This window comes from Methanobrevibacter sp. (genome assembly GCF_015062935.1).
Classification (GTDB): domain Archaea; phylum Methanobacteriota; class Methanobacteria; order Methanobacteriales; family Methanobacteriaceae; genus Methanocatella.
Map to the genome: position 1 here is coordinate 65659 of NZ_SUTM01000012.1, position 21576 is coordinate 87234.

Here is a 21576-nt window from a genome sequence, read left to right on the forward strand (position 1 = left end):
AAGGGGAGTATAATTCATGGCTGAAAAAATTGCTTTGGCGCCCTGCAACGGAATGAGTGCAAACGGACTTGTTTCACGTGTAGCCGTAGGGGACTGCAAAAGTGAAAATGAGAATGTAATATCCATTTGTATGGGATCAACATCTGCGGATATTGAAGGCAAAAATGATGAAATGCTTAAAAAATTTCCGATTGTTGCCGTAAACGGATGTCCAAACGGATGTGTAAATAAGATTTTGAAAAATAAAGGAATTGATGTAGCTGACACAATTGCTGTTGATGAAGTTTTGAGTGGCTATGACGTAACTGCAAAAGACTCTTTCAGATTGGATGCAGAAGCAGAACAATGTGTAAAAATAATCAATGATAAATTAAATAAAACGATTGAAAAGTTAATGTGATATTTTAATTATCATGAATGATATATATTACAATATGAATGTAGGTTATTAATGCAAGTCCCAGAAAAAGAGGAAATATGCAGAATTATGCAAAAATGTAGTTGAAGGTGCCATGGACAATGGTGCCGATGTTGAATACATTAATTTATATAGCTATGATTTTAAGGGATGTATGAGCTGCTTTGCATGCCATTTAAAAAAGAACAAGGAAAACCCATTGTGCTTTTGGAGAGATGACTTAAAAGAAATTCTTAAAACCTGCCTTAAAGCGGATGCAATTGTTATAGGTTCTCTAATATATTACGGTTCTATTACTTCATATGCACAGGCATTTCTGGAAAGGTTGCTTTTTGCTGCAGATACATATTTGCTTGATGAAGATGGAAACAGAATCTCCAAAATCAAAAAGGAAGTTAAAACAGCTATGATTTATACCATGAATGTTCCAAAAGAGATGGATTACTTTAACGGTGACGACCAGTTGGCAATCATGAGAGGATATCTGACAAACATTTTCGGTGAGTGTGAAGCGTTGTATGCTTACGATACCAAGCAGTTCAAGCAATATTCTCCATACTTGAACAACATGTTTGACCCGGACTTAAAAGAACAGAGCAAACAGAATCAATTTCCGAAAGACTGCAAAAAGGCTTATGAGTTAGGTCAAAGATTATCAATGGAATAACTATTTTTTTCTTTTCAATATTTTTTTTAACTTTTTTTTAGTTTTAGCACTATCTTTATAAATCATTTTAAACATATATTATTATATTATCAATTTATAAATTATGGTGTTTAAATGAGTGAGGATATTAAAAAAACCATTAGTGAATTACATATTTACGAAAAGAAACTTTTAAAAGAATTAGGAGAAAATCCAGGAATTACTCCACAGAAAATTGCTTTAAATACTGGTATGGATATTAAATCCGTCATGAGTGCAGCAGGTTCCCTTGCATCCAAAGACATTATTGAAATGCGCAAGGATGTTGAAAAAATATATTCATTAACCAAAGACGGGGAAAAGTACGCTAAACAGGGTCTTCCTGAACGTAAAATATTAAATGCCCTTGCTGTTAAAAAACAAATCGCAATGAAAGATTTGGCTGATGAAGCGGGCATTGATAAAAAAGAAACAGGAATTGCTCTTGGATGGCTGCGCCAGAAAAACTGGGCTCAGATTGATAAAGGAGTACTCAACATTACTGATATCGGTAAAGAATTTGCAGATAAGGCCAGTGTTGATGAAGAGGTACTGGAGTACCTTAAGGCAAATGCTGATGGAGTTAAACTTTTAACTGATGATTTAAAAGAAGGTTTTAAAAAATTAACAGGTAGAAAAAACATTTTAAATATTAAAAAAGAGACCTCACACTCTTTTAAACTTTTACCAAAAGGTGAAGCTATCTTAAAAGAAGGTTTCACAATTAAAGAACAAGCTACTCAATTAACACACCAACAATTAAAAGAAGGACAATGGAAGGATTTGGAATACCGTCCTTATGATATTAATGCAGAAGCTCCTGTCATCTTTGCAGGAAAAAAACACCCGTTAAGAGTCATCATTGATGAAATCAGGGAAATTTTCCTGGACATGGGATTTTTAGAAGACAAGGGAGAATATGTTGAATCAGCATTCTGGAACTTTGATTCACTTTTCCAGCCTCAGGATCATGCGGCCCGTGAAATGCAGGACACATTTTATCTTAAAAATCCACTAACCTGCGATTTGCCTGATGATGATCTGGTAAAACTTACAGCCGAAACCCATGAAACCGGTGCAGACACTGGCTCTATAGGCTGGCAATATGACTGGAGTGAGGACATTGCTCGTCAAAGTGTTTTAAGAACTCACACAACCGGAATTTCTACAAAACACTTGTTTGAACACGAACCTCCAATCAAAATGTTTTCTGTTGGAAGGGTATTCAGAAGAGAGACTTTCGATTATAAGCATTTGCCTGAGTTCCATCAAGTTGAAGGACTTGTATGCGGTGAAGGCATTAGCTATCAAAATCTTTTAGGAATTTTAAAAGAATTTTATAAAAAATTAGGTTTTGAAGTAAGATTCAGGCCGGCTTATTTCCCTTATACATATCTGTCAACTGAAAGTGAAATCTATCTTGAAGAAAAAGGAAGCTGGATTGAGCTTGGAGGTGCAGGAATGTTCAGGCCGGAAGTATTAAAACCATTGGGCATCAATCAGCCTGCATTAGCTTTTGGTATGGGTATTGAAAGATTAGCAATGATTAGATATGATGTGGAAGATATCCGTATGCTCTATAAAAGTGACATTAACTGGCTTCGTGAAGTGCCTCTCGATAAAGGGGTCAGGTTATAATGTCAATTAAGCTGATTTCCTGGAATGTAAATGGTATTAGGGCCGTTTCAAAAAAAGATGAATTTTGGGACTGGTTTGAAAATACTGATGCTGACATTATTAACTTTCAGGAGGTTAGGGCAACTCAGGATAAAATTCCGGAGAAATTAGCTGATATTGAAGGATTTCACCAGCATCACAATGAAGCTGAAAAGAAAGGGTACAGTGGAGTTTCAACATTCTCCAAAATGGAACCTGTCAGCGTTACCAGAGGATTGGGCGTAGAAGAACTTGACAGTGAAGGAAGGGTTTTAAAAATAGAATATCCTGACTTTATATTATTTAATATTTACTTCCCTAACAGTGGAATGAACGGTAAACGCCTTGATTTTAAAGTTGATTTCTGCAATGCTTTGCTGGATCAGTTGGTTGAACTTAAAAAAGAAGGTAAAAACCTTGTCATCACTGGGGATTACAATATTGCACATAATCCTATTGATGTTTACAATCCTAAAAATTGTGAAGGAAAATCAGGGTATTTGCCTGAAGAACGTGCATGGCTCGACCAGCTGGAGGATGCAGGTTTTGTAGATACATTCAGAATGTTTGATGAAGGCGAAAACAACTTTACCTGGTGGAGTTATAGGACACGTGCACGTGAGAGAAATGCCGGTTGGAGACTGGATTATTTCTATGTCAATGAAGAAATTAAAGATAATGTAAAATCTGCTGAAATTCTAGCAGATATTTACGGTTCTGATCACTGTCCTGTAACTTTGGAACTTGATTTTTAAAAAAATAGTTGATTTTTGGTGATTATAATATTGTATTAACATCACCAATATCGTCAATAATTGTTATATCTAATTTTTCTTGTTTTATATATTCACGGTCTTCTTCTGTAACATCGGAATTAACAAGGATAGCACTTAATCCTGCATTTACAGCACCTAATGCATCTGCTTTGAATTTATTTCCAATCATCACTGATTTTTCAGGATTTCCATGCATTTTTCTAAGGGCAACATCAAAAATCAGTTTGTTCGGTTTTTCTTTTCCGACTTCCTCGGAAGTTATTACTTCATCGAAAAATGAGTAAATGTTAAGCCTGACTAGTTTTTCCCATTGTTTTATGGTAATACCATTTGAAATGACTGCTAAACGGTATCCTTGGCTTTTTAAATATATTAATGTATTAATGGTTTCTGAAAATGGCCTAAGCAGTGCCATTTTAACGTTGTGGTATGTTGTCATTCCAAGTGCAACTAACATAGGATCCTCATGGCCTAAAACAACCTGGGTCAACATGTTGAAGTGTTTTCCATAATTGGATCCTTTCTCACGGATAATAGTTTTTAAAACTCCGTATGCTTCATCTTTATCTAATGGCAGTCCATTATCAACCATTAATCCGATTGCTGCTTTTCTTGCAGTTTCGGCAAAATCAGTTGTGTCTAATAATGTACCATCTATATCAAAGAAAACCACACGGTCATCATCGTTCCTCATATAAATGTAATTATTATTTTAGAAATATTTAAATTTTTTTAGAAGAATGCATCTAAACTTTGCTGGACTTCACCGCGAGCCATGTCCTCAAGGTCTTTTTTTGTATATCCGAAAGCATACATTATTCTTTCAACTGCCGGAATGAGCTGATTGTTGATATAGTAATCCTTGTCATATGTATATCCTTCGCTGTATTCGTATGGGACTGCACGCTGACTGATTGATCCTTTTCCTTTGACGATTATATATTGGATGATGGTTCCTCTTGTCACTTTAATTCCATGCTCTTCGATTTTCCTTGCAGCAACAACATGGGGACCGACCTGTTTGTACTGGTCTAACGGTTTGGTTATTTGGGTGTGGATGATGAGTTCCTTATTGTCAACTTCACCTTTTTTAATTCTTTTGAGAACTTTTTTAACGGCTTTAATTGCTTTATCGGAATCCCCTTCCTTCAATATGGCCATCAGGATTTCTTCCTGGGTGTTTTTGACGATTGGTGCCCAGTCCCTTCTAACCAATTCAAGTCCTTTAGCTATAATCTCTCCGTCTTCAATAACGGCATATCTTTTTTTACTTACAAAAAATCCTCTTCTGTAAAACCCTTCATATTCCAATTCCATGCTTTCCGGAAGGGTTGAATTGAGGTAAGTTAAAAATTTCTGAGCTTGCGCTTTTATTTCTGCTTCAAGAGCTAACTGTTCTGGGCTTTCACTGACCAATTTTTACACCTAATTTATAATTTAGCTGAGGGTGTTAATATTCTTTTGTAGAACAATTTCACATAACCGCAACATTATTATTGCCTTGATATCAATTTATTTAGGTTAAAAACATCAGATATTACTTTTCAAATGCTCTTGGACTTTTTATATATTCTAAATTACATATAGTGTAGTATGGAGTTGATAACATGAAAAAAGAAAGATTGATTTCAAGTTATGACGAAGTAAATGATACCTTTGTCGGAAAAATCGACGGTAAAAATGGATATGTAGTAGATTATGGAATAACCGATGGAATTTTTTTAGGTCTAAACAATTCCAATCTGCCAACATCAGTTTTCATCTCCAATGCTTCTGAAGTATTGGATATTTCAAAAACCGATCTGGAAAGTGCAGATGTTAAAATAGGCATAAAATGTGATGATGCCAATTTGACATTTAGGATGTGCATTGAGGATTTGCTTGTTTTTTCAACCCGATGCAAAAACAGTTTCGGAATTCCGAATTTAAACTTTTTAATAGATTGTAATATCTGATATTACATCTTTTTTAATTTTTTTTGTTAACTTTAAATATAATTTGAAACAAAATAGTTTAATTAAGTGATAATATGGATAATGAAAAAATCGATATTGGCTCAGCTGATGAAATTGTTATTGTTGTACCTCAGGAAGCTATTGAAGACGGTGAATTGGAAATAGACCTGGATGAGCTGGGAATTGATGTTGAGTCATTAGGTGAAGATGTTAATATTGTTATTCAGGTTGAAGGCAAAGACGGGGAAACTCTCGTATTGGATGATGATGAAGAAGTTCCATTGTTCGACGGTGATGATGATGTAATCGATGAGCCGAATGAATGGTATTTCGATGATGATCCCTATGAAATAGTTTATTATGAATTCCCTGATTTGGATTAGGTGAGTCAAGTGGATGAAATTCCTTATTATGTTTATGATGATGAAGAAAACTCTCATATAATGTCTGAAAATGCTGAACCTTACATTGATGATGAGGATTTAAGGGAATTGCTGCTGGATTATCTTGGAGATGATGTTCCAGAAGAGGAAATCCAGAAAATATTGAAAGCAGCTTCAGATGAAAACATTTCCGAAGAAGATTTTGACAAGTTATTGGATGATTTTATTTTAAATCACAAATCCTGATTTTTACTATTTTTCCCTTAAAAATAAAACATTTATATATAATGATAAAGTAATATTTAATTATCATTATTCTTTAAGCCTCTTTTTTGCTCTCAAAAATTAGACTATTATTATCTTGCAGATAGTTTTAATTGAAAAGAGGATTGAAGACTGCGATTATTATATTATTAAATTATATTTATTAGGTGAAATAATGGCAATTTCTCAAGGAAAATCAACAAGAAGTCCATCCGGTGCAAGAAACGTTGCTAACCGTGGAAAAAGGAAATCAGAATTAGGAAGAGACCCAGCTGAAACTAGGTTAGATGAAAAGAAATTAAGAAAAATCAGAACCCGTGGCGGAAACGAAAAACTCAGATTAGCTACCGGTAACAAAATCAACGTTACAGACGCAAACGGAAAAACCCAAGTTGTAGATATTCTCGGTGTAATCGAAAACACCGCAAACCCTAACTACGTAAGAAGGAACATCATTACCAAAGGTGCTATCGTAGAAACTCCTGAAGGTAATGCTAAAGTAACATCCAGACCTGGTCAAGACGGTGTTATTAACGGAATTTTAATTTAAATATATTTTTCATATATTTAAACTCTCTTTTTTTATATTTTTTTTCAATTTTACTAATAATTAAATACTTGTTTTAATATATTACTATAATGATAATTAATATTGGTAGATATAATGTCAGATGATAAAATTAGTATGAATCACGGTGCTGGCGGAGAGGTAATGGCAAATTTAATAGCCAGTACAGTTTTGGACAATATCACAAAAAAAAGTGTAAATGGCGGTATTAGTTTAGATGCCTTGGACGATGGAGCTTCAATACCTTTAGGGGATTGGGAAATTGTAATGACAACTGACGGTCATACAATCGATCCTTTGTTTTTCCCTGGAGGGGATATTGGAAGAATTTCTGCAGCAGGAACAATCAATGACGTTTCTGTAATGGGAGCACGTCCATTAGCTATTTCTAATGCAATCATTATGCAGGAAGGCTTTCCTATAGATGACTTGGACAGAATCATAAAGTCACTAAATGAAACCTGTGAAGAGGTTGATGTTGCAGTGATTACTGGAGATACCAAAGTAATGCCTCAGGACAAGCTTGATGGAATAGTTATGGTAACTACAGGAATTGGAATCGCCAAAAAAGGCGAAGTAGTGCGTGACTCAACCTTGCAAGTCGGTGATAAAATCATCGTCACAGGTAGTTTGGGTGACCACGGAATGAGTTTAATGTCATTCAGGGAAGGTTTCGGTTTTGAAACTGATTTAAAATCTGATGTTGCTCCGATGTGGAATATTATCAAGAAAGCATTAGACATTGGGGGAGTTACAGCAATGAAAGACCCAACCCGTGGAGGTTTTGCTAATGCAATAAACGAAATGGCTTCAAAAGCTGGTGTTGGTGTCGTTTTAGAGCAAGAAGCAATTCCTATTAAAGAAGAGGTTCATGCTGTATCTGAAATGTTGGGCATTGATCCATTTGAAGTAGCTAATGAAGGAAAAGTGGTCATGGGTGTCAAAGCCGACAAAGCTGAAGAAATCCTTGAAGCTATCAAAGGCGAAAAGTATGGTGAAAATGCAGCAATTATTGGGGAAGTAGTTGAAGGAGATTACGTGGTTGTAAATACTCCTATCGGTGGTGAAAGAATTCTCGAAGCACCTATTGCTGACCCGGTACCTAGAGTTTGTTAGGTGAAAAAATGGCAAGTGTATTTTCTAGAAGAATAGTTGCATATATTATTGACTTTTTTGTAGTTTCAGCAGTAATGTGGATTTTATCCTATTTCCTATCAATAATATTCAGTCCTATTGATGTTGGTTCTGTTTATGCTTACTTACCATATCTTGCCCCTATATTAGGTTTTGTTTATTTTGTTGTTTGTGAAAAGGCTAAAGGAGCATCAATCGGTAAAGCATTGATGTTTTTAGAAGTAAGGTCTAAAAATGGTTCCTACATAAACTGGCCTCAGGCTATTGTGCGCAATTTAACTAAAATCTATTGGGTTCCAATCATTTTTGACTGGTTAATAGGCAGGATTATGAATACTGACAGATTATTTGGAAATGTGACACGTACTGTTGTTGTCAATACAGTGAATTAAGAGTATTATGATTAAAAAGGTTCAAGTTCTTTGGTATTTAAACAAGGAAGATTTGGAAAATTATTGTATAGACTTTAAGGAATATAAATCCCATAAGCTTGACGGTTATGAAATCTGTGATGTTGATGAGGATTTAATATATGATTTATGTGATAGGGACCCTGACAGACTTGAACCTATTGGATATTTTAAAAATATTAAAGAAATTGAAAAGTATTTATCCGAAACTATCACCAATAATGAATTTGAACTGGATTTGGATTCACCTGAACTAAAAGAAAAAATTGCAACTGCATGCAATAACATTGACTTTTCAGGTGAAGATTACTATATTTCAATAGGTTCCAATCTTGGAAGCAGCGATACAAAAATAGCCAGCTGGTTTGAAGCATTAAGAAAGGAATACAACAGCTCTTCCAAGGATAATGTTTGGGTTTTGGCAGTGACCGGTTATGATCCCTATGACTTGTCATTGACAGGCAGGGCATTATCATATGTTCTGGCGGATATTTTAAACTTAAATGAATCATCTCTAGATAATCTGATTCCAAACAAGGGCAGAATAACTGTTGAAGAATGGAATGCGATTTTAGATAAAGTTTATAAGAAAAATAAAATTTATTTAGGTTTAAATAGGGTAATTTAATTATATTTCACCCTTTTTAAACTCACTTGGCTCGAAATAGGATATGTTTGCTAGATTGGAGTCTATTATTTCTTTGTTGATGTCTGTTGTGTTAGTGTAAACTATTGCCAGTATGCGTCCGTATTTGTCCTCTTTTTGCTTGTCGTCAATGTCGAGATATACAGTTTTTCCAAGACACTTTTCTTCAACAAATTTTTTGGCGGCACTGTATCCGGATTCTGTTTCTTTAGGTGTCTTTACCTGTGTCAGCTGAACTTTTCCGACACCATAAACCTGTATTGTATTGCCGTCGATGACTTCAACGCATTTGCCGGCATTGTCATAGTTAACTGTTTTGTTGGCTATTGTCAATGTTCCTTTTTTGTTTTCGATAGTGTCTGTTTCGCCTAAAAGGCCGTTAGCTAATGTAAGCGCTATTATAATTGCGAATATGATTAGTAATATTAGGGAAATTTTCTGTCTGTTCATGACTATTCCTGTTTGTAGTGTTCACAATAACGTTTGTATCTGCATGATCTGCATTTGTTTGCATTTTTGGTTGGTACAAATGGTCTTGTTCCGTCAAACAGTCCCTGCATTCTTTCAAGTGTGAATTTTATTTCCTTTTCAACTTCAGGGGTGAATATTTCAATCCAAAAGAGGTTTTCGGTTCCACGTTCCCTTAATGCAGCTTTCATTTTCCTTTCATCGCAGGTCATGCTTTTGAATGCAAGGCAGTATGCTCTTACCTGATTCATTGTTGAAAAGTATGGTGTACGACCAGGTTTGTCATCAATTATTACAATTTCATCAGGTTTCATCCATATTTCGTCAATGTAACCTCTTATTCCGTATTCAGGTGCAATGACGAAAACTTCCCTTGACATTGAAGCCTTATCCTTGGATGCCTCAACTGCCTCTTCAAAGGTTGCAGGTGTTGCGTCCTGTTTGAATATGTCTTCAAGCTGGTGGTGGATGTCGCTGCCGTGTGTCATTTCAGGTGTTGCAGGTGTTTCGATACCTTTCATGTATTCGAGATATAGCTGGTATTCGCAATATCCCTGTTTGTTGAGCCAGCTAATCGGGAAATTGTTTTTTCCTTCAATTATTTGAATACCTTTGATGTCAGGGTGTTCTTTAATTTCATAGTTTTTTTCATATCCGTTAATGTTTTTTTGTTCCATAATTTAACTTTGTTTTTCTATCTACTTATTACTTCTCATGTGCACTAGGTATCTTTTTAAATACTGGCTAAATCTAAAATAATTTCATGCACTACGTTGAATCCAAAAGCATATTGTCAGCCAACAATGGAATGAATCTCTATAGAGGCTGCACCCACGGATGCATATACTGTGATTCCAGAAGCAAGGTTTACGGCATGAATCACAAATTTGAAGACATTGAAGTCAAGCAGAACTCATTGGAACTGCTTAAAAAAGAACTTATCAAAAGAAAACCCTCCATGATTGGAACAGGTGCAATGACAGACCCCTACATTCCTCTTGAAAAACATCTGCAATATGTCCGGAACGCTTTGAAGCTAATATACAAGTACGGATTCGGATTTACCTGCATTACCAAATCAGACCTAATACTTAGGGATTTGGACTTGCTTAAAAAAATCAATGAAAAGTCAAAAGCGGTTGTTCAGATGACTCTCACCACTGCAGATGATGATTTGTGCACCATACTGGAGCCCAATGTCTGTAAAACTTCAAGACGTGTTGAAGTTTTAAATGAATTGAATGATGAGGGCATTCCAACAGTTGTATGGCTGTGCCCGATACTGCCCTACATTAACGACACACAAGAGAATATTACAAGCATTATTGATTATTGCATTGATGCAAATGTTAAGGGGATACTGTGCTTTGAAATGGGCTTGACGCTGAGGGAAGGAAACCGTCAATATTTCTACTCAAAACTGGATGAGAGTTTCCCCGGACTTAAAGATAAATACATTGAAAAATTCGGAAATAACTATTCAATTCCAAGCCCCAACAATCACAAACTTATGGATATCTTTCAAAAACGAACATCTGGTGCAGGGATTTTAAACAATGCCGATGAAATCTTTGAATATCTCCATGATTTTCCCCAAAAATCATATCAGTCCACATTAACTTTTAAATAGCTATTTTTTAAAATATTAATATAATGAATTTTGATGATTTTGACATTAGCGATGAGGTAAAAAAAGCTATTGATGAGATGGGATTTGAAAAGACCACACCTATTCAGGAAATGGCAATACCTCTTGGATTAAAGGGCAGGGATATAACTGCTCAGGCACAAACTGGTTCAGGTAAAACCATAGCATTTGCAGTTCCTGTTCTTGAAAAAATTTTCATTCCCGACAGGTCTCCGCAGGCAATTGTTCTGTGTCCGACAAGGGAGCTGTGCCTTCAGGTTGCAGGCGAAATTGCAAAAGTCGGCAAATACATTAAAAAGCTTAAGGTTTTGGCAGTTTATGGAGGCCAGCCCATAGGAAAACAGACAAGAGTTCTTAAAAAAGGAGTTCATATTGTTGTCGGCACTCCTGGCCGTGTAATTGACCATATTCAGAGAGGCAATCTTGATTTGATTGGTGTTGAAAGCGTGATTTTGGATGAAGCCGATGAAATGCTGGATATGGGTTTTAGAGATGATATTCAAACAATACTTAAAAATACACCTCTCCAAAGGCAAACTATGCTTTTTTCAGCAACTATGCCGACAGAAATCAGAAAAATTGCTAAAAACTATCAGAATAACCCAAAATTTATTAAAGTCGCAAATAAAAAGGAAAACATTCCAAAAATTACTCAGCATGCCTTTAGAACCAATCATAAATATAAGTTTAAGGATTTAACCAAACTGATTGAAGCTTATGATATTAAATCCTCATTGATATTCTGCAATACTAAAAAAGGTGTGGATTTTGTTTTCAAGCACCTGAAAAAAGAAGGATATTCATCAGAGGCCCTGCATGGGGACATGTCTCAAAAGACAAGGGACAGAGTCATGAATAAATTCCGCAACGGCAATGTCAGATTTCTGGTTGCAACAGACGTTGCCGCCCGTGGTCTGGACATTTCCAACTTGGATTTCATTGTCAACTATGACGTTGCCCAAAATTATGATTCACATATTCATCGTATAGGTAGAACTGCAAGAGCTGGAAGCAGCGGTTTTGCTTTAACATTGGTGTCAAAAGAGGATTCAGCTAATTTTAATGTTATTAAAAGGCAGAGTAAAGGTAAAATTGTAGAAAAAGACATTCCTTCTGATTCAGAACTTGAAGAAATTAAAATTAATAGGATTTTGGATGAGGTAAAAAATTCAATTAAAGTTGATAATTTAAAAAATGATATGGATTTTATAAAAAAGAGTTTATCTGCAGATATTACTTCTGAAGAAATAGCTGCAGCTTTATTAAAAAAATTAAGGGAAAAATAATTATTTTCCGCCGTCAATAATGTTGAATTTTATTTTTTCGTTTTCTAACTCGCGTGTAAACGCTTTGCTCATATCTCCGACACAAATTGCTAAAACATTTAAGCCTTTACGTGCGGCATTTGCAGTTGCCTGTGGTGCAGCAAACTCAATATCAATTGGTAAACCTAATTTTTTAACTACTGCACGGGAAACAGTTCCTGCAACCGCAACTTTATCAATAGGTTTTCCAGTGTTTGTTCCTTTATCATAGACATTTTTAATAAGGTCTAAATCGCATGATTTGGATCCTCCGTCTTTTATTGTAGGAACATTAATGACAGTTACTTCACCAATGGTCATATCGATAATTCCGGTCAAATTGGTTAGTGATACGTCCATGTCTTTTTCAGCATCGTCCAATACAACACCGGTTGCATTTTCTTCTTTTTTATGAGCGTACAGAACACCATCTTCCATAAAAAGACCAACAATATCATCTTTTTTGAGTTCTTCTCTAGCAATCGCAGGCCAAATGGTTTTATAATGATTCATGGTTTCTAAAACGGAATCAGAATATTTTCTAAGACTTATGGCATCTTTTTTAACTTTATCGATACCTGCTTGTGTTATTTTGTAAGGTGACCTTCCATCTTTTGATGTTATGTACCCAAGTTCGATTAATGTCTTGATATTTTCAGATACTGCTTGAATGGTAATTCCTAGAGTATTAGCCAAATCTTTTTGTTTGAGATGCGGATCTTGCTTTGAAATTTCACTTAAAATTTGAAAATGGGTAAGTGCACCTCTTTTTTTAAAAGCCTTCATCATTTTCATTCCTCAATTATACTTGATTAATATATATTTTTAAACTTATTATATATAAATTAATTTGATAATTTGCCATTCAATGCATCATTAAACTCTTGGAGAAATTCATCTTTTTTCTCGATTGGGATGTATGCACCACATGCCATTGCATGTCCGCCTCCGCTTCCACCAACTTTCGAAGCGATATTTCTTATAATATTCCCAAAATGAATTCCGTCATATGAAAGCAATCTTGAACATCTAAGTGAAACTTTAAGGCCTTTGTCATCAGTTTGTGTGAATCCTATAATCGGCTTTTTCCAGTTGCAGTATCCTAAAATCATTCCGGTTATTGTTCCGACAATTTCAGGTTTGATTCCGTCGCCGTCAAAATACTGAAGGTTTTCCATTTCTATAATGTTGGTTTCATCGCCTTCAGCTATTTTTGCAATGGATGTTGCGAGGTTATATCTGTGGGATTTGCTGACTGCTTCAAGTTCATCAAGTGCAACAAAACGGTCTCCTTTAAGAACTTCCATGGCGATTTTTTCTTCATGGTTTCTGCCGCATGCGTTCATTGCAGTTGAAAATTCAGATCCGTCCCTTAAAAAGCTGTGTTCATCCTCTTTTAGGAAGGTGTATGAATCTCCGATAATCAGCTGTGGTATGTATCTCACGTATTTTCCGGGAACCGCTTTTGAAATCATTTTCAGCAGATATTGGAAAAGGCGTCCTTTTTCTTCCTGAGTCAGCTGATTGAGTGTTTTTCTGTTGTGCTTTTCATCAATTCCGAGCTCTTCCAGAATGGCCATGGTTTCTGTGGTGTTGTTTGTAATTGGAAGTTTAACGTCGCTGAAATAAGACAGCGCAACGAATAGAGGTCTGGTATTTCTGCCGTATATGTTAATGTCGCTTTTGGTCAGTTTCAGATACCCTCCGTCGATTGCGTCCTGCTGAATTATCTGGTTCAGTCCTTCAAACTGACCTGTTTTTGTATTCTGCATATCTCCAATGGCTGATAGAACTCCAATCCAGCTTAAATCAGTATATCCGAATTCCTTTGCTAAAAAATAACATAATCCTCCGCCGCAAACATAATATGACCCGTCAATTCCATGATACATGGGATTGATTTCAAGGAAAGTGTAGTCCTTGTCATCTTTGTAGTCAATGTCCCTTAATGGAGGGTGGTGGTCCAGAATAATAATTTTCTGGCCTTTTTTGGCGTTGGTGTCTATGTGCTGACCTGAACCCAAATCGGAAAAGATAGTAAGTTCATGGTCAAGCTCAATATTGTCCAGAACATCCAAATTTACAAATTCAATTTCGTGTTCCTTATTCTGTCTGTCTAGTATGGTTGATAAGATTGCACCTGAACAGATACCGTCACAGTCAATGTGGGAATAAACCTTAATGTCTTCTGCATTTTCGATAATCTCACGTGCCTGGACGTATTGTTCGTGCATTAATTGTGGTATTTTCATGTTAATCAGTTTCTTATTTCTTTAATCTTTAAGCTAACTTCTTTAAGTAATTCCAGTTTTGTTCCTTCCCATTCAACAAGAACCCTTCCGGATTTCTCATACCATTTTCCTGGATATGAAAATTCCTTCTGCATGCTGTATTTAAGGCCCATCCTTTTCAATGCTCTTTCAATTTCATTTAAATTAGGCTCTTTGACAGCTATCTCCTTGGAGACTTTGCGGCCCTGGCTTAGGGATAGGTTTTTATCTAGATATTGTGGCCAGATGGTTATCATATTATCACCTATTTGATTTGGTTTTCAAAGATTTCCAATGCATCTTTAACGACCAGGTCCATATTGTAATATTTGTATTTTGCAAGTCTTCCGGTAAAGATGACATTTTCCTCTTTTTCCATTTCTGCTTCATATAATTTGAATTTATCAAGATACTCCTGGGTAGGATAAGGATAGCATTTCTCACCGTTGAATCCAGGATATTCCTTCATGATGGCGGTTTTTCCTTCAACTTCCTGCCAGGTTAACTTTTTAAATTCGGTAATTCTTGTAAAGTAAGGGTCATTAGGGTGATTTACAACTGCAACGTCCTGATATGAGTCTTCATCAATGATTTCATACACGAAGTTAAGGCATCTGTATAGGAGTTCTCCGTATTTGTAGTCATAGAAGTAATCGATAGGGCCTGTGTAAATCAGGGTTTCATAGTTGATTCTGTCGATATAATCTTTATAATCAGCTTTAAGGCCGACATGGATCTTGTCGGATTTAATCATGTTTTCGCACATTTTTGTAAAGCCTTCCTTAGGCATTCCCTGATATGTGTCTGCAAAGTATCTGTCGTCATGATTGAATCTGAAAGGTATTCTTGAAATTACGGTTGGGCTTAGATTGGCGGCGGATGTTCCCCACTGTTTTTCAGTGTAGTTTTTAAACAGCTTTTCGTAGATGTCACGGCCTGCATTTTTTAAAACAACGTCTTCGGATGATTTTACCTCATCGATGTCTTCCTTGTGCTCGTCAATCCAGTCTTTCATTGAATTTTCATCCAAATCCAAATCGTATAATGTATTTAAAGTGTCTATGCAGATTGGCATTGGCACCAGTTTTCCGTCAACATAGCTCAATACTCTGTGAACGTAGTCGTTCCATTCTGTAAACTGGGACAGGTAATCGTGAACCTTTTTCTCATTGGTATGGTAAATGTGAGGTCCGTATTTCTGGATTAAAAGTCCGTCATCATAAAAGTCATATACGTTTCCACCGATGTGGTCACGCTTTTCGATAATCAATACTTCTTCATCTAGTTCATTAGCTATTCTTTCTGCTAATGTTAAACCGGACAGTCCGGCTCCTACTATAACATATTTGTAATCGCTCATAATTTCTTACTCCTTTGCAGTGTGTATTGCGGTTTCGATTGCGGTTGTCATTGAAGACATAAGCATTCTGGTTTTAAAATCTCCGTCATGAATTTTCTTAAGTTTATTTACCTTTTTAAGCAATAATCTATTTTCCTCTTTTGTAAACGGTGAGGTTTTCCAGGTATGCATCCAGTGCAGCAGATGAGGATTAAGTGATACTGTCTGCACTTCCTTTGAAAATCCTTCGGTTTTCTTTCTGCAGTAAATGTAGGCTTCCATAAGTTCATCGAGAAGTCTAACGTTAACGTTATTGGTAATGGACTTGTCATTCGGCAAGTCTCTGATGTAGTAATCATAACTGAAGTAATTGTTGAGGTATACGATTCCTTCGGCGTTCAATAGCGCTTCAAGGGTAAATGCCATGTCGTCTCCTGTTACATACTTCTGGAAACGCAAATTTTTGTCCATGATAAGTTCCCTTCTGTAGATTTTACACCATACTGAAGGCTGTATCTTTAACAGGTCCGGTTCCTGTTCGATATTATCCACATGTATTGTGTCGATTGGTCCGTCTCTCGGATAGGTCACTTCCAATGTTTTTCCGTAGAGAACTCTTTCTATTACATTGTCCCATAGGAAGTCAGGAACATCGAGGAAATTTGCAGTTTCAAAGGTTTCATCAGGATATGCGCTTTTCAAATCAGCTTCATATGGTGAGTATGATTCCTGAATGTATCCTCCGTATTCGAATATTCTTTTAAAACGTGCAAATGCCAAGTCAACATCATATTTTTTGACTGCATTGTACAGTCTTTCACAGGCATCAGGGACGTATCTGTCGTCAGGATCCAGAAACATTATGTAATCTCCGGTTGATGCTTCAATACCAGTATTTCGGGGGGTGTGAGCTCCTCCGCTGTTGGTTTCATGATGAATTGCAACGCAGCAGTCGTATTTTTCAGCGTATTCATCGATAATCTTATCTGATCCGTCGGTTGAGCAGTCGTTAACCATGATTATTTCTAGATTTTCATTTCCAATTGTCTGGTTGATAAGAGAGTCAATACCTCCTTTCAGGTGAGGTCCAACATTAAAAATTGGTAAAATAATGCTTATTTTATCATCCATTGTTTTCTCTCCAAGTCTTAAATAATAATTCCATCATGTCCGGAACAGTATATGTGTCCGGGTGGATGTAGGCAACATCATATTTGTCAAGAACCTTTGCGGTAATAGGGCCTATTGAAACTGTCAGCAGATTGTCGTTCAATAATCTTGCCAGTTTATGCTTGTCTTCAGCTATTTCAAAGAAGTTTTCAACGGTCAGCGGGCTTGTGAATGTTATTGCATCAATCTCTTTGTTTTCGATTTTGGAGATGAGCTCTTGCACTGATTTTTCATCCATTGGGAACAATGACTTGTATGCTTCAGCAAGTATCACTTCATTTCCAAGTTTTTCAAGCTCTTCAGGTAAAATTGGTCTTGCAGAAGCTGTTCTTGGAATTCCAATGGTTTTTCCGGTAATTCCACGTTTTTTAAACTCTTCGATCAGGCCTTCGGCAGTGAAGTCTTCAGGCATCAAATCAACGGTCAGACCATTTTTTTCAGCTAATTTTCCTGTTTTGTTTCCGATAACTGCAAGTTTGCAGTCCAGAGTTTTGATAAAATCAGGATAGAACTTGTTTAAAGAAACGATTGTGGTTGGAGATGTGAATATAATCCAGTCCAGCTCGTCTTTTCTTGCTACAAGGTTTTTCAATGATTCACTGTTAACAGGCTGCAGGTCAAGTGTAGGTGCAAGAACAGGTGTTCCGCCCAGCGTTTCTACAATTTCCGAAGCCTTTTTTGCCCTATCTTTTGGCCTAGTTATTGCAACAACGGGTTTTGACATTTTATATTACCTTCATTAATTTATAATATTATTATTTTGTTTTTGTTAGTTTATAATCTTTGTTAATTCAAATTATGTTTTATATTGCGTTTAATGCGTCAAGCTGTTCTGATTGGAAAAACATGATTTTTTAGCATTTTTGAGTTTTTTGTGTTTATAATGTTTGGGATGAAATTCATATTTGACTTTAATGTGTGCTTGTGTAAATTTTTTTGTAGGAAGTTATTTTTTCAAAAATGTAAAATTGTTGTCATTTCGTTAAATTGTTGTAATTTGATTAAATTGTTCTTATTTTTATTTTTAAATTAGTTAAATTTATATATTTTTAAATTAAATAATTATTTGGCCGTGAATTATATTAATTCCAGTATTAGGTAGTTGAATTATAATTAAATGGTGTTTTCATGTTAAATTATAAAATGGATCGGGAACATATTTTTAATCCTAATATGCCTTTCGATGACTGCGATTTAGAAAAATTTGAAAATTTTTTAACTGAATTAAGCAAAAAACATGGTTTGGGCGAAGTATATTTTAAACCAAAGAATAAACATGATTGGGATTCTATGGCTACATTCAATATTGTGGCTCCAAATGACTGGTCATTTGTGAAAATACATAAAGTTACACACATTATTGGTGATGAATCTCTTGAATTTTCTAAAAGGGAAGGTTTAATGTATATTTTCAATAATTCATGCACTATTCTTACTCAATTGGAGTGATTCAATGGTTCATGCATTTGTGCCTGAACATCTATTGGATTTAGCAGATTATCTTAATAATCATCAATTCCGCTCTGAATTATATGATCTTCAATGCATAAATAGAACTGTAATAAATAGGTTATATTTTGCCAGTTATTTGCATGCAAAAGAGTGGATATTGGTGCATGGGGAATATGATAGTTTGGATGACTACACTGATGAATCAAGTTCTCATCTTGCTATTGTCGTTGCATTAAGAAGATTAAATCAGCATAATCTTTCAACTGATTTTTTTAATTTCAAAGAATTAAGAAAAGATGTTGATTATGACATTGTCAAAATTATTAATGATGATGTAAAAAAGGCATATGAATTTGCCAATGCTATTTTTAGTAGTTTGGTTTGAATATTTTTTTTTTTAAAAAATTTTAAAATTGCTTTAACTTTGTTAAATCTCTTTAAACGTGAAATATTGTCTTTTTCAAAGAAGTTGATTTCACTTTAACATTCTAATTTTTGATTTTTCACTTAAATTTCACCTGTGCATATATATCCCAGTATTTAATCAAATCAGATTTCCAATATTGGTGATGTTAAAGTAAAATCCGATTGATTAAACACAATCTTTTTTGATATAATTTCATTTTAATTCAACCTATCTTTAATATAATCAGTTCAAAAAATATTGCTCTCAGGACTAATTGTTGCGAATGTAAACAATTATATATTAGGATATTCTAATTTAAATTAGGTGATAAAATGAGCAATGTATTAGTAACTTACTTTTCAGCCAGCGGAGTAACCCGAAATGTTGCCGAAAAAATTGCTGGCGAAAACGGATATGATATTTTTGAAATTAAACCGGTTGAAAAATACACTTCTGCCGATTTGGACTACATGGACAAAAATTCCAGATCAACAATCGAGATGAACGACAAATCATTCAGACCTCCAATAGAAGAAACATGTGATGTTTCTGATTATGATACTGTAGTAATAGGCTTTCCTGTATGGTGGTACACCGCACCTACAATCATAAACACATTCATAGAAAGCGTTGATTTGAACGGAAAAACCATCAAGGCATTCTGCACATCCGGAGGATCCGGAATCGACAAATGCGTAAGCGACCTTCAAAATACTTATCCTGAACTTGATTTTGCAAAAGGCATGAGATTCATGGGCAATGTCTCAAAAGCAAAGGAATGGATTGAAAATGAGTAAAAAAGTAGTCGTAATAAGCTCATCTCCAAGAAAAGGTCAGAATTCAGATACATTATGTGATGAGTTTGTAAAAGGAGCAATTGACGGCGGAAACGATGCTGTAAAATACTTCCTGGAAGACATTGAATTTTCATCATGCAAGGCCTGCTACAAATGCAAGACTCCTGAGATGAAGTGTTTTCAGGATGACGGCATTGCAGAAATTCTTGAGGGCATGATGGCTGCTGATGTAATTGTCTATGCGACTCCTGTGTATTACTTTGAGATGTGCGGAACCCTTAAGATGTTTTTCGACAGATGCTATCCTATATTCAGACACCTTGAAAACAAGGATTTCTATATCATAATGGCAGCCGGAAGTTCCAGTGGCGATGCATTGACCGGACTTAAAAGCTTTATAGGATTTGCCAAAAATCCAACTATCAAAGAGGTATTTGAAGTCTTCGGTAATGTCAAATCACAGGGAGATGTGCTTAAAAAAGTATATGATGCAGGTAAAAACTGTTAAAAAATAGAATTTAGGAAAGAATTAATCTTTCCTAACCTTTAAAAGGATTTGAACTGTCGTATTTCTGTCCGTTTACGGTTATTGAATAGTCACCGTATTCAATGTTTCCGGTAACGGTTAGGGGTGAAACTGTACTGTCACCTGTCAGTGTCCAGGTTGAACCTTCGCCAACATTAACGGTAGTATTTCCGGTTGAATTTATAGCACCTTTGAATTCTGTGCTTTTCATGGTCCAGTTAAGTGAACTTATTGAATCGACAATAACGTTTCAGTCTATTTTTTCATTGATTGTATTCAGCTCGCCAACTACTATTTTAGAACTGTTTGATATCTGTCTCTTTTGATTTGTAATATATAAAATATTTTCAATTCTGAAGTAAAAATTGAATTTCTTCACAATATTTTAAACCATCTACAATTCCTTTATTTTGAAATTAATTTTGTTAATAGTTAATTTTTTTATATAATATGATAAATATTGATTTAAATTAATATCAAAGATTTATATTCTTTTAATAATAAATTTAAGGGCAATTATTAATTTAAAGGAGGTGACTATTATGATGTTTCATGAAGATGTCATTTTCAAAAGTGATGGTCAACAATATGGTCAGGAGTTCATGGAAATCCTAAATATCAGTGGAAAAATAATTGAAATTCATCAAACGGAATATGGAATAATAGATCCGAAAATGTACAAACCGGATTTGGTGTTTGAGCTTGAAGATAAAATAGTAATTCTTGAATTTCAAAGCACATATGTGGACATATATGATAAGAAAAGATTTAGATTTTACACGGCTTTATTTGATTATCTGAAAAATGCCACTCATAAAAACATTGAATTGCATGTATTAAGTACAATTGAGATGCAAAAAACTAAATGTTATAATATTAATCCTGAATCAAGGTTTCCCATTTATCTTTAAAATTCGATAATACCTCGATTTCTGCAAGTTGGGGATGAATTGAAAAGTTGGGTGTACTTTTGTTAATTGTCTATATAATTAGTTATTTTTTAAAATAAGCTTTTTTTTATAAGGTATTTAGGGGGATTATTATATTCATTATACTTTTTGATTTTAATATTAATATTGGAAAATTATTACTTTTCATTTGCTCTCTTACTATTTCTTTATATATGGGGAAGTTGTTAATTTAATATTTAGTGAGTTTTTAATTTTTGTATGTTAAAATTGAAGAACCATTATAGTTTTAATTCAAAAATGTGGTGGATATATGATGGATAAACGAGTAATGGGTATTAAGGTTAGACTTAAACCTTCACCTGAACAAATTGAAGAGTTTCATAAGAATTT

The 21576-nt window shown here is 34.9% G+C and carries 28 protein-coding genes and 1 pseudogene; 18 read left to right on the plus strand and 11 right to left on the minus strand.

Features of this window, described 5'->3' with window-relative positions; translation table 11 throughout:
• Positions 1–16: 16 nt before the first annotated feature.
• From E7Z81_RS07210 to E7Z81_RS07225, 4 genes and pseudogenes are all read left to right on the plus strand, one after another.
• Positions 17–400, plus strand: a complete 384-nt coding sequence (locus tag E7Z81_RS07210) for a putative zinc-binding protein (RefSeq protein ID WP_292745815.1) — start codon at positions 17–19, stop codon at positions 398–400.
• Between the two features lie 76 nt (positions 401–476).
• Positions 477–1085: pseudogene (locus E7Z81_RS07215) on the plus strand (flavodoxin family protein); the annotation flags it as partial.
• 114 nt (positions 1086–1199) lie between these two features.
• Complete coding sequence (locus E7Z81_RS07220) at positions 1200–2741, plus strand: phenylalanine--tRNA ligase subunit alpha (RefSeq protein WP_292745817.1); 1542 nt, start codon at positions 1200–1202, stop codon at positions 2739–2741.
• Complete coding sequence (locus tag E7Z81_RS07225; protein ID WP_292745818.1) at positions 2741–3514, plus strand: exodeoxyribonuclease III; 774 nt, start codon at positions 2741–2743, stop codon at positions 3512–3514. The genes E7Z81_RS07220 and E7Z81_RS07225 overlap by 1 nt, the downstream gene beginning before the upstream one ends.
• A gap of 22 nt (positions 3515–3536) precedes the next feature.
• Here the strand turns inward: E7Z81_RS07225 and E7Z81_RS07230 are convergent, their stop codons facing one another.
• Complete coding sequence (locus E7Z81_RS07230) at positions 3537–4229, minus strand: TIGR02253 family HAD-type hydrolase (protein ID WP_292745820.1); 693 nt, start codon at positions 4227–4229, stop codon at positions 3537–3539.
• A gap of 38 nt (positions 4230–4267) precedes the next feature.
• Entirely contained in the window at positions 4268–4951 is a 684-nt protein-coding gene (locus E7Z81_RS07235; protein ID WP_292745822.1) for a DNA polymerase domain-containing protein, read from the minus strand.
• Between the two features lie 191 nt (positions 4952–5142).
• On the opposite strand from E7Z81_RS07235, the gene E7Z81_RS07240 reads away from it, so the two are divergent.
• The 7 genes from E7Z81_RS07240 to E7Z81_RS07270 all read left to right on the plus strand — a co-directional run bounded on the left by E7Z81_RS07240 (position 5143) and on the right by E7Z81_RS07270 (position 8877).
• Positions 5143–5490: a hypothetical protein gene (locus tag E7Z81_RS07240; RefSeq protein WP_292745824.1), complete on the plus strand. Its 348-nt coding sequence runs from the start codon at positions 5143–5145 to the stop codon at positions 5488–5490.
• A gap of 74 nt (positions 5491–5564) precedes the next feature.
• Positions 5565–5873: a hypothetical protein gene (locus E7Z81_RS07245; RefSeq protein WP_292745826.1), complete on the plus strand. Its 309-nt coding sequence runs from the start codon at positions 5565–5567 to the stop codon at positions 5871–5873.
• A gap of 9 nt (positions 5874–5882) precedes the next feature.
• Positions 5883–6119: a hypothetical protein gene (locus E7Z81_RS07250; RefSeq protein WP_292745828.1), complete on the plus strand. Its 237-nt coding sequence runs from the start codon at positions 5883–5885 to the stop codon at positions 6117–6119.
• Between the two features lie 193 nt (positions 6120–6312).
• Positions 6313–6687 carry a 30S ribosomal protein S8e gene (locus E7Z81_RS07255; RefSeq protein WP_292745829.1) on the plus strand — a complete coding sequence of 125 codons (375 nt, stop codon included), beginning with the start codon at positions 6313–6315 and terminating at the stop codon, positions 6685–6687.
• Positions 6688–6801: 114 nt separating this feature from the next.
• Positions 6802–7821, plus strand: coding sequence for a hydrogenase expression/formation protein HypE (hypE, locus tag E7Z81_RS07260; RefSeq protein ID WP_292745830.1), 1020 nt, complete (start codon positions 6802–6804; stop codon positions 7819–7821).
• Between the two features lie 8 nt (positions 7822–7829).
• Positions 7830–8231 (plus strand): RDD family protein, encoded by a 402-nt coding sequence (locus tag E7Z81_RS07265; RefSeq protein ID WP_292745831.1) that lies wholly within the window; start codon positions 7830–7832, stop codon positions 8229–8231.
• 7 nt (positions 8232–8238) lie between these two features.
• Positions 8239–8877 (plus strand): hypothetical protein, encoded by a 639-nt coding sequence (locus E7Z81_RS07270; RefSeq protein ID WP_292745833.1) that lies wholly within the window; start codon positions 8239–8241, stop codon positions 8875–8877.
• On the opposite strand, the gene E7Z81_RS07275 is transcribed toward E7Z81_RS07270, so the two are convergent.
• Positions 8878–9345: a thermonuclease family protein gene (locus E7Z81_RS07275; RefSeq protein WP_292745835.1), complete on the minus strand. Its 468-nt coding sequence runs from the start codon at positions 9343–9345 to the stop codon at positions 8878–8880.
• 2 nt (positions 9346–9347) lie between these two features.
• Complete coding sequence (locus tag E7Z81_RS07280; RefSeq protein ID WP_292745837.1) at positions 9348–10040, minus strand: PD-(D/E)XK nuclease family protein; 693 nt, start codon at positions 10038–10040, stop codon at positions 9348–9350.
• Between the two features lie 86 nt (positions 10041–10126).
• Here E7Z81_RS07280 and E7Z81_RS07285 point away from each other — a divergent pair, with 86 nt between their 5' ends.
• Positions 10127–10993 (plus strand): radical SAM protein, encoded by an 867-nt coding sequence (locus tag E7Z81_RS07285; RefSeq protein WP_292745839.1) that lies wholly within the window; start codon positions 10127–10129, stop codon positions 10991–10993.
• Between the two features lie 23 nt (positions 10994–11016).
• The gene (locus E7Z81_RS07290; RefSeq protein ID WP_292745840.1) at positions 11017–12297 is read left to right on the plus strand and encodes a DEAD/DEAH box helicase; all 1281 of its coding nucleotides are present in this window, start codon (positions 11017–11019) and stop codon (positions 12295–12297) included.
• Here E7Z81_RS07290 and E7Z81_RS07295 read toward each other — a convergent pair whose 3' ends face one another.
• The 6 genes from E7Z81_RS07295 to E7Z81_RS07320 are packed head-to-tail and all read right to left on the minus strand — an operon-like array spanning position 12298 to position 17818.
• Positions 12298–13101, minus strand: a complete 804-nt coding sequence (locus E7Z81_RS07295) for a winged helix-turn-helix transcriptional regulator (protein WP_292745866.1) — start codon at positions 13099–13101, stop codon at positions 12298–12300.
• A gap of 59 nt (positions 13102–13160) precedes the next feature.
• The gene (recJ, locus tag E7Z81_RS07300; protein WP_292745843.1) at positions 13161–14567 is read right to left on the minus strand and encodes a single-stranded-DNA-specific exonuclease RecJ; all 1407 of its coding nucleotides are present in this window, start codon (positions 14565–14567) and stop codon (positions 13161–13163) included.
• A gap of 5 nt (positions 14568–14572) precedes the next feature.
• Positions 14573–14842: a signal recognition particle subunit SRP19/SEC65 family protein gene (locus tag E7Z81_RS07305; protein ID WP_292745845.1), complete on the minus strand. Its 270-nt coding sequence runs from the start codon at positions 14840–14842 to the stop codon at positions 14573–14575.
• 8 nt (positions 14843–14850) lie between these two features.
• A complete protein-coding gene (glf, locus tag E7Z81_RS07310; RefSeq protein WP_292745847.1) occupies positions 14851–15945 on the minus strand; it encodes a UDP-galactopyranose mutase in 1095 nt (364 codons plus the stop codon).
• A gap of 6 nt (positions 15946–15951) precedes the next feature.
• A complete protein-coding gene (locus tag E7Z81_RS07315) occupies positions 15952–17055 on the minus strand; it encodes a glycosyltransferase (RefSeq protein WP_292745850.1) in 1104 nt (367 codons plus the stop codon).
• Entirely contained in the window at positions 17048–17818 is a 771-nt protein-coding gene (locus E7Z81_RS07320; protein WP_292745852.1) for a uroporphyrinogen-III synthase, read from the minus strand. The genes E7Z81_RS07315 and E7Z81_RS07320 overlap by 8 nt, the downstream gene beginning before the upstream one ends.
• 404 nt (positions 17819–18222) lie before the next feature.
• Here E7Z81_RS07320 and E7Z81_RS07325 point away from each other — a divergent pair, with 404 nt between their 5' ends.
• The 4 genes from E7Z81_RS07325 to E7Z81_RS07340 all read left to right on the plus strand — a co-directional run bounded on the left by E7Z81_RS07325 (position 18223) and on the right by E7Z81_RS07340 (position 20257).
• Complete coding sequence (locus E7Z81_RS07325; RefSeq protein ID WP_292745853.1) at positions 18223–18543, plus strand: hypothetical protein; 321 nt, start codon at positions 18223–18225, stop codon at positions 18541–18543.
• A 139-nt stretch (positions 18544–18682) separates the two neighbouring features.
• The gene (locus tag E7Z81_RS07330; RefSeq protein ID WP_292745854.1) at positions 18683–18931 is read left to right on the plus strand and encodes a hypothetical protein; all 249 of its coding nucleotides are present in this window, start codon (positions 18683–18685) and stop codon (positions 18929–18931) included.
• A 353-nt stretch (positions 18932–19284) separates the two neighbouring features.
• Positions 19285–19749: a flavodoxin gene (locus E7Z81_RS07335; protein ID WP_292745855.1), complete on the plus strand. Its 465-nt coding sequence runs from the start codon at positions 19285–19287 to the stop codon at positions 19747–19749.
• Positions 19742–20257, plus strand: a complete 516-nt coding sequence (locus tag E7Z81_RS07340) for a flavodoxin family protein (protein WP_292745857.1) — start codon at positions 19742–19744, stop codon at positions 20255–20257. Before E7Z81_RS07335 ends, E7Z81_RS07340 begins: the two co-directional genes overlap by 8 nt.
• Positions 20258–20288: 31 nt before the next feature.
• Here E7Z81_RS07340 and E7Z81_RS07345 read toward each other — a convergent pair whose 3' ends face one another.
• Positions 20289–20486, minus strand: coding sequence for a hypothetical protein (locus tag E7Z81_RS07345; protein WP_292745858.1), 198 nt, complete (start codon positions 20484–20486; stop codon positions 20289–20291).
• Between the two features lie 331 nt (positions 20487–20817).
• Here E7Z81_RS07345 and E7Z81_RS07350 point away from each other — a divergent pair, with 331 nt between their 5' ends.
• A complete protein-coding gene (locus tag E7Z81_RS07350) occupies positions 20818–21186 on the plus strand; it encodes a hypothetical protein (protein WP_292745860.1) in 369 nt (122 codons plus the stop codon).
• Positions 21187–21576 lie beyond the last annotated feature (390 nt).

What these genes read in the sequence shown, in the direction of transcription:
- E7Z81_RS07270 (WP_292745833.1), top strand. Translation starts at nt 8,239, where the DNA reads ATGATTAAAAAGGTTCAAGTTCTTTGGTATTTAAACAAGGAAGATTTG.
- E7Z81_RS07230 (WP_292745820.1), bottom strand. Translation starts at nt 4,229, where the DNA reads ATGAGGAACGATGATGACCGTGTGGTTTTCTTTGATATAGATGGTACA.
- E7Z81_RS07285 (WP_292745839.1), top strand. Translation starts at nt 10,127, where the DNA reads ATGCACTACGTTGAATCCAAAAGCATATTGTCAGCCAACAATGGAATG.
- E7Z81_RS07280 (WP_292745837.1), bottom strand. Translation starts at nt 10,040, where the DNA reads ATGGAACAAAAAAACATTAACGGATATGAAAAAAACTATGAAATTAAA.
- E7Z81_RS07275 (WP_292745835.1), bottom strand. Translation starts at nt 9,345, where the DNA reads ATGAACAGACAGAAAATTTCCCTAATATTACTAATCATATTCGCAATT.
- E7Z81_RS07295 (WP_292745866.1), bottom strand. Translation starts at nt 13,101, where the DNA reads ATGAAGGCTTTTAAAAAAAGAGGTGCACTTACCCATTTTCAAATTTTA.
- E7Z81_RS07245 (WP_292745826.1), top strand. Translation starts at nt 5,565, where the DNA reads ATGGATAATGAAAAAATCGATATTGGCTCAGCTGATGAAATTGTTATT.
- E7Z81_RS07220 (WP_292745817.1), top strand. Translation starts at nt 1,200, where the DNA reads ATGAGTGAGGATATTAAAAAAACCATTAGTGAATTACATATTTACGAA.
- E7Z81_RS07240 (WP_292745824.1), top strand. Translation starts at nt 5,143, where the DNA reads ATGAAAAAAGAAAGATTGATTTCAAGTTATGACGAAGTAAATGATACC.
- E7Z81_RS07325 (WP_292745853.1), top strand. Translation starts at nt 18,223, where the DNA reads ATGTTAAATTATAAAATGGATCGGGAACATATTTTTAATCCTAATATG.
- E7Z81_RS07345 (WP_292745858.1), bottom strand. Translation starts at nt 20,486, where the DNA reads ATGAAAAGCACAGAATTCAAAGGTGCTATAAATTCAACCGGAAATACT.
- hypE (WP_292745830.1), top strand. Translation starts at nt 6,802, where the DNA reads ATGTCAGATGATAAAATTAGTATGAATCACGGTGCTGGCGGAGAGGTA.
- E7Z81_RS07335 (WP_292745855.1), top strand. Translation starts at nt 19,285, where the DNA reads ATGAGCAATGTATTAGTAACTTACTTTTCAGCCAGCGGAGTAACCCGA.
- E7Z81_RS07225 (WP_292745818.1), top strand. Translation starts at nt 2,741, where the DNA reads ATGTCAATTAAGCTGATTTCCTGGAATGTAAATGGTATTAGGGCCGTT.
- E7Z81_RS07210 (WP_292745815.1), top strand. Translation starts at nt 17, where the DNA reads ATGGCTGAAAAAATTGCTTTGGCGCCCTGCAACGGAATGAGTGCAAAC.
- E7Z81_RS07350 (WP_292745860.1), top strand. Translation starts at nt 20,818, where the DNA reads ATGATGTTTCATGAAGATGTCATTTTCAAAAGTGATGGTCAACAATAT.
- E7Z81_RS07340 (WP_292745857.1), top strand. Translation starts at nt 19,742, where the DNA reads ATGAGTAAAAAAGTAGTCGTAATAAGCTCATCTCCAAGAAAAGGTCAG.
- E7Z81_RS07265 (WP_292745831.1), top strand. Translation starts at nt 7,830, where the DNA reads ATGGCAAGTGTATTTTCTAGAAGAATAGTTGCATATATTATTGACTTT.
- recJ (WP_292745843.1), bottom strand. Translation starts at nt 14,567, where the DNA reads ATGAAAATACCACAATTAATGCACGAACAATACGTCCAGGCACGTGAG.
- E7Z81_RS07320 (WP_292745852.1), bottom strand. Translation starts at nt 17,818, where the DNA reads ATGTCAAAACCCGTTGTTGCAATAACTAGGCCAAAAGATAGGGCAAAA.
- E7Z81_RS07315 (WP_292745850.1), bottom strand. Translation starts at nt 17,055, where the DNA reads ATGGATGATAAAATAAGCATTATTTTACCAATTTTTAATGTTGGACCT.
- glf (WP_292745847.1), bottom strand. Translation starts at nt 15,945, where the DNA reads ATGAGCGATTACAAATATGTTATAGTAGGAGCCGGACTGTCCGGTTTA.
- E7Z81_RS07290 (WP_292745840.1), top strand. Translation starts at nt 11,017, where the DNA reads ATGAATTTTGATGATTTTGACATTAGCGATGAGGTAAAAAAAGCTATT.
- E7Z81_RS07305 (WP_292745845.1), bottom strand. Translation starts at nt 14,842, where the DNA reads ATGATAACCATCTGGCCACAATATCTAGATAAAAACCTATCCCTAAGC.
- E7Z81_RS07255 (WP_292745829.1), top strand. Translation starts at nt 6,313, where the DNA reads ATGGCAATTTCTCAAGGAAAATCAACAAGAAGTCCATCCGGTGCAAGA.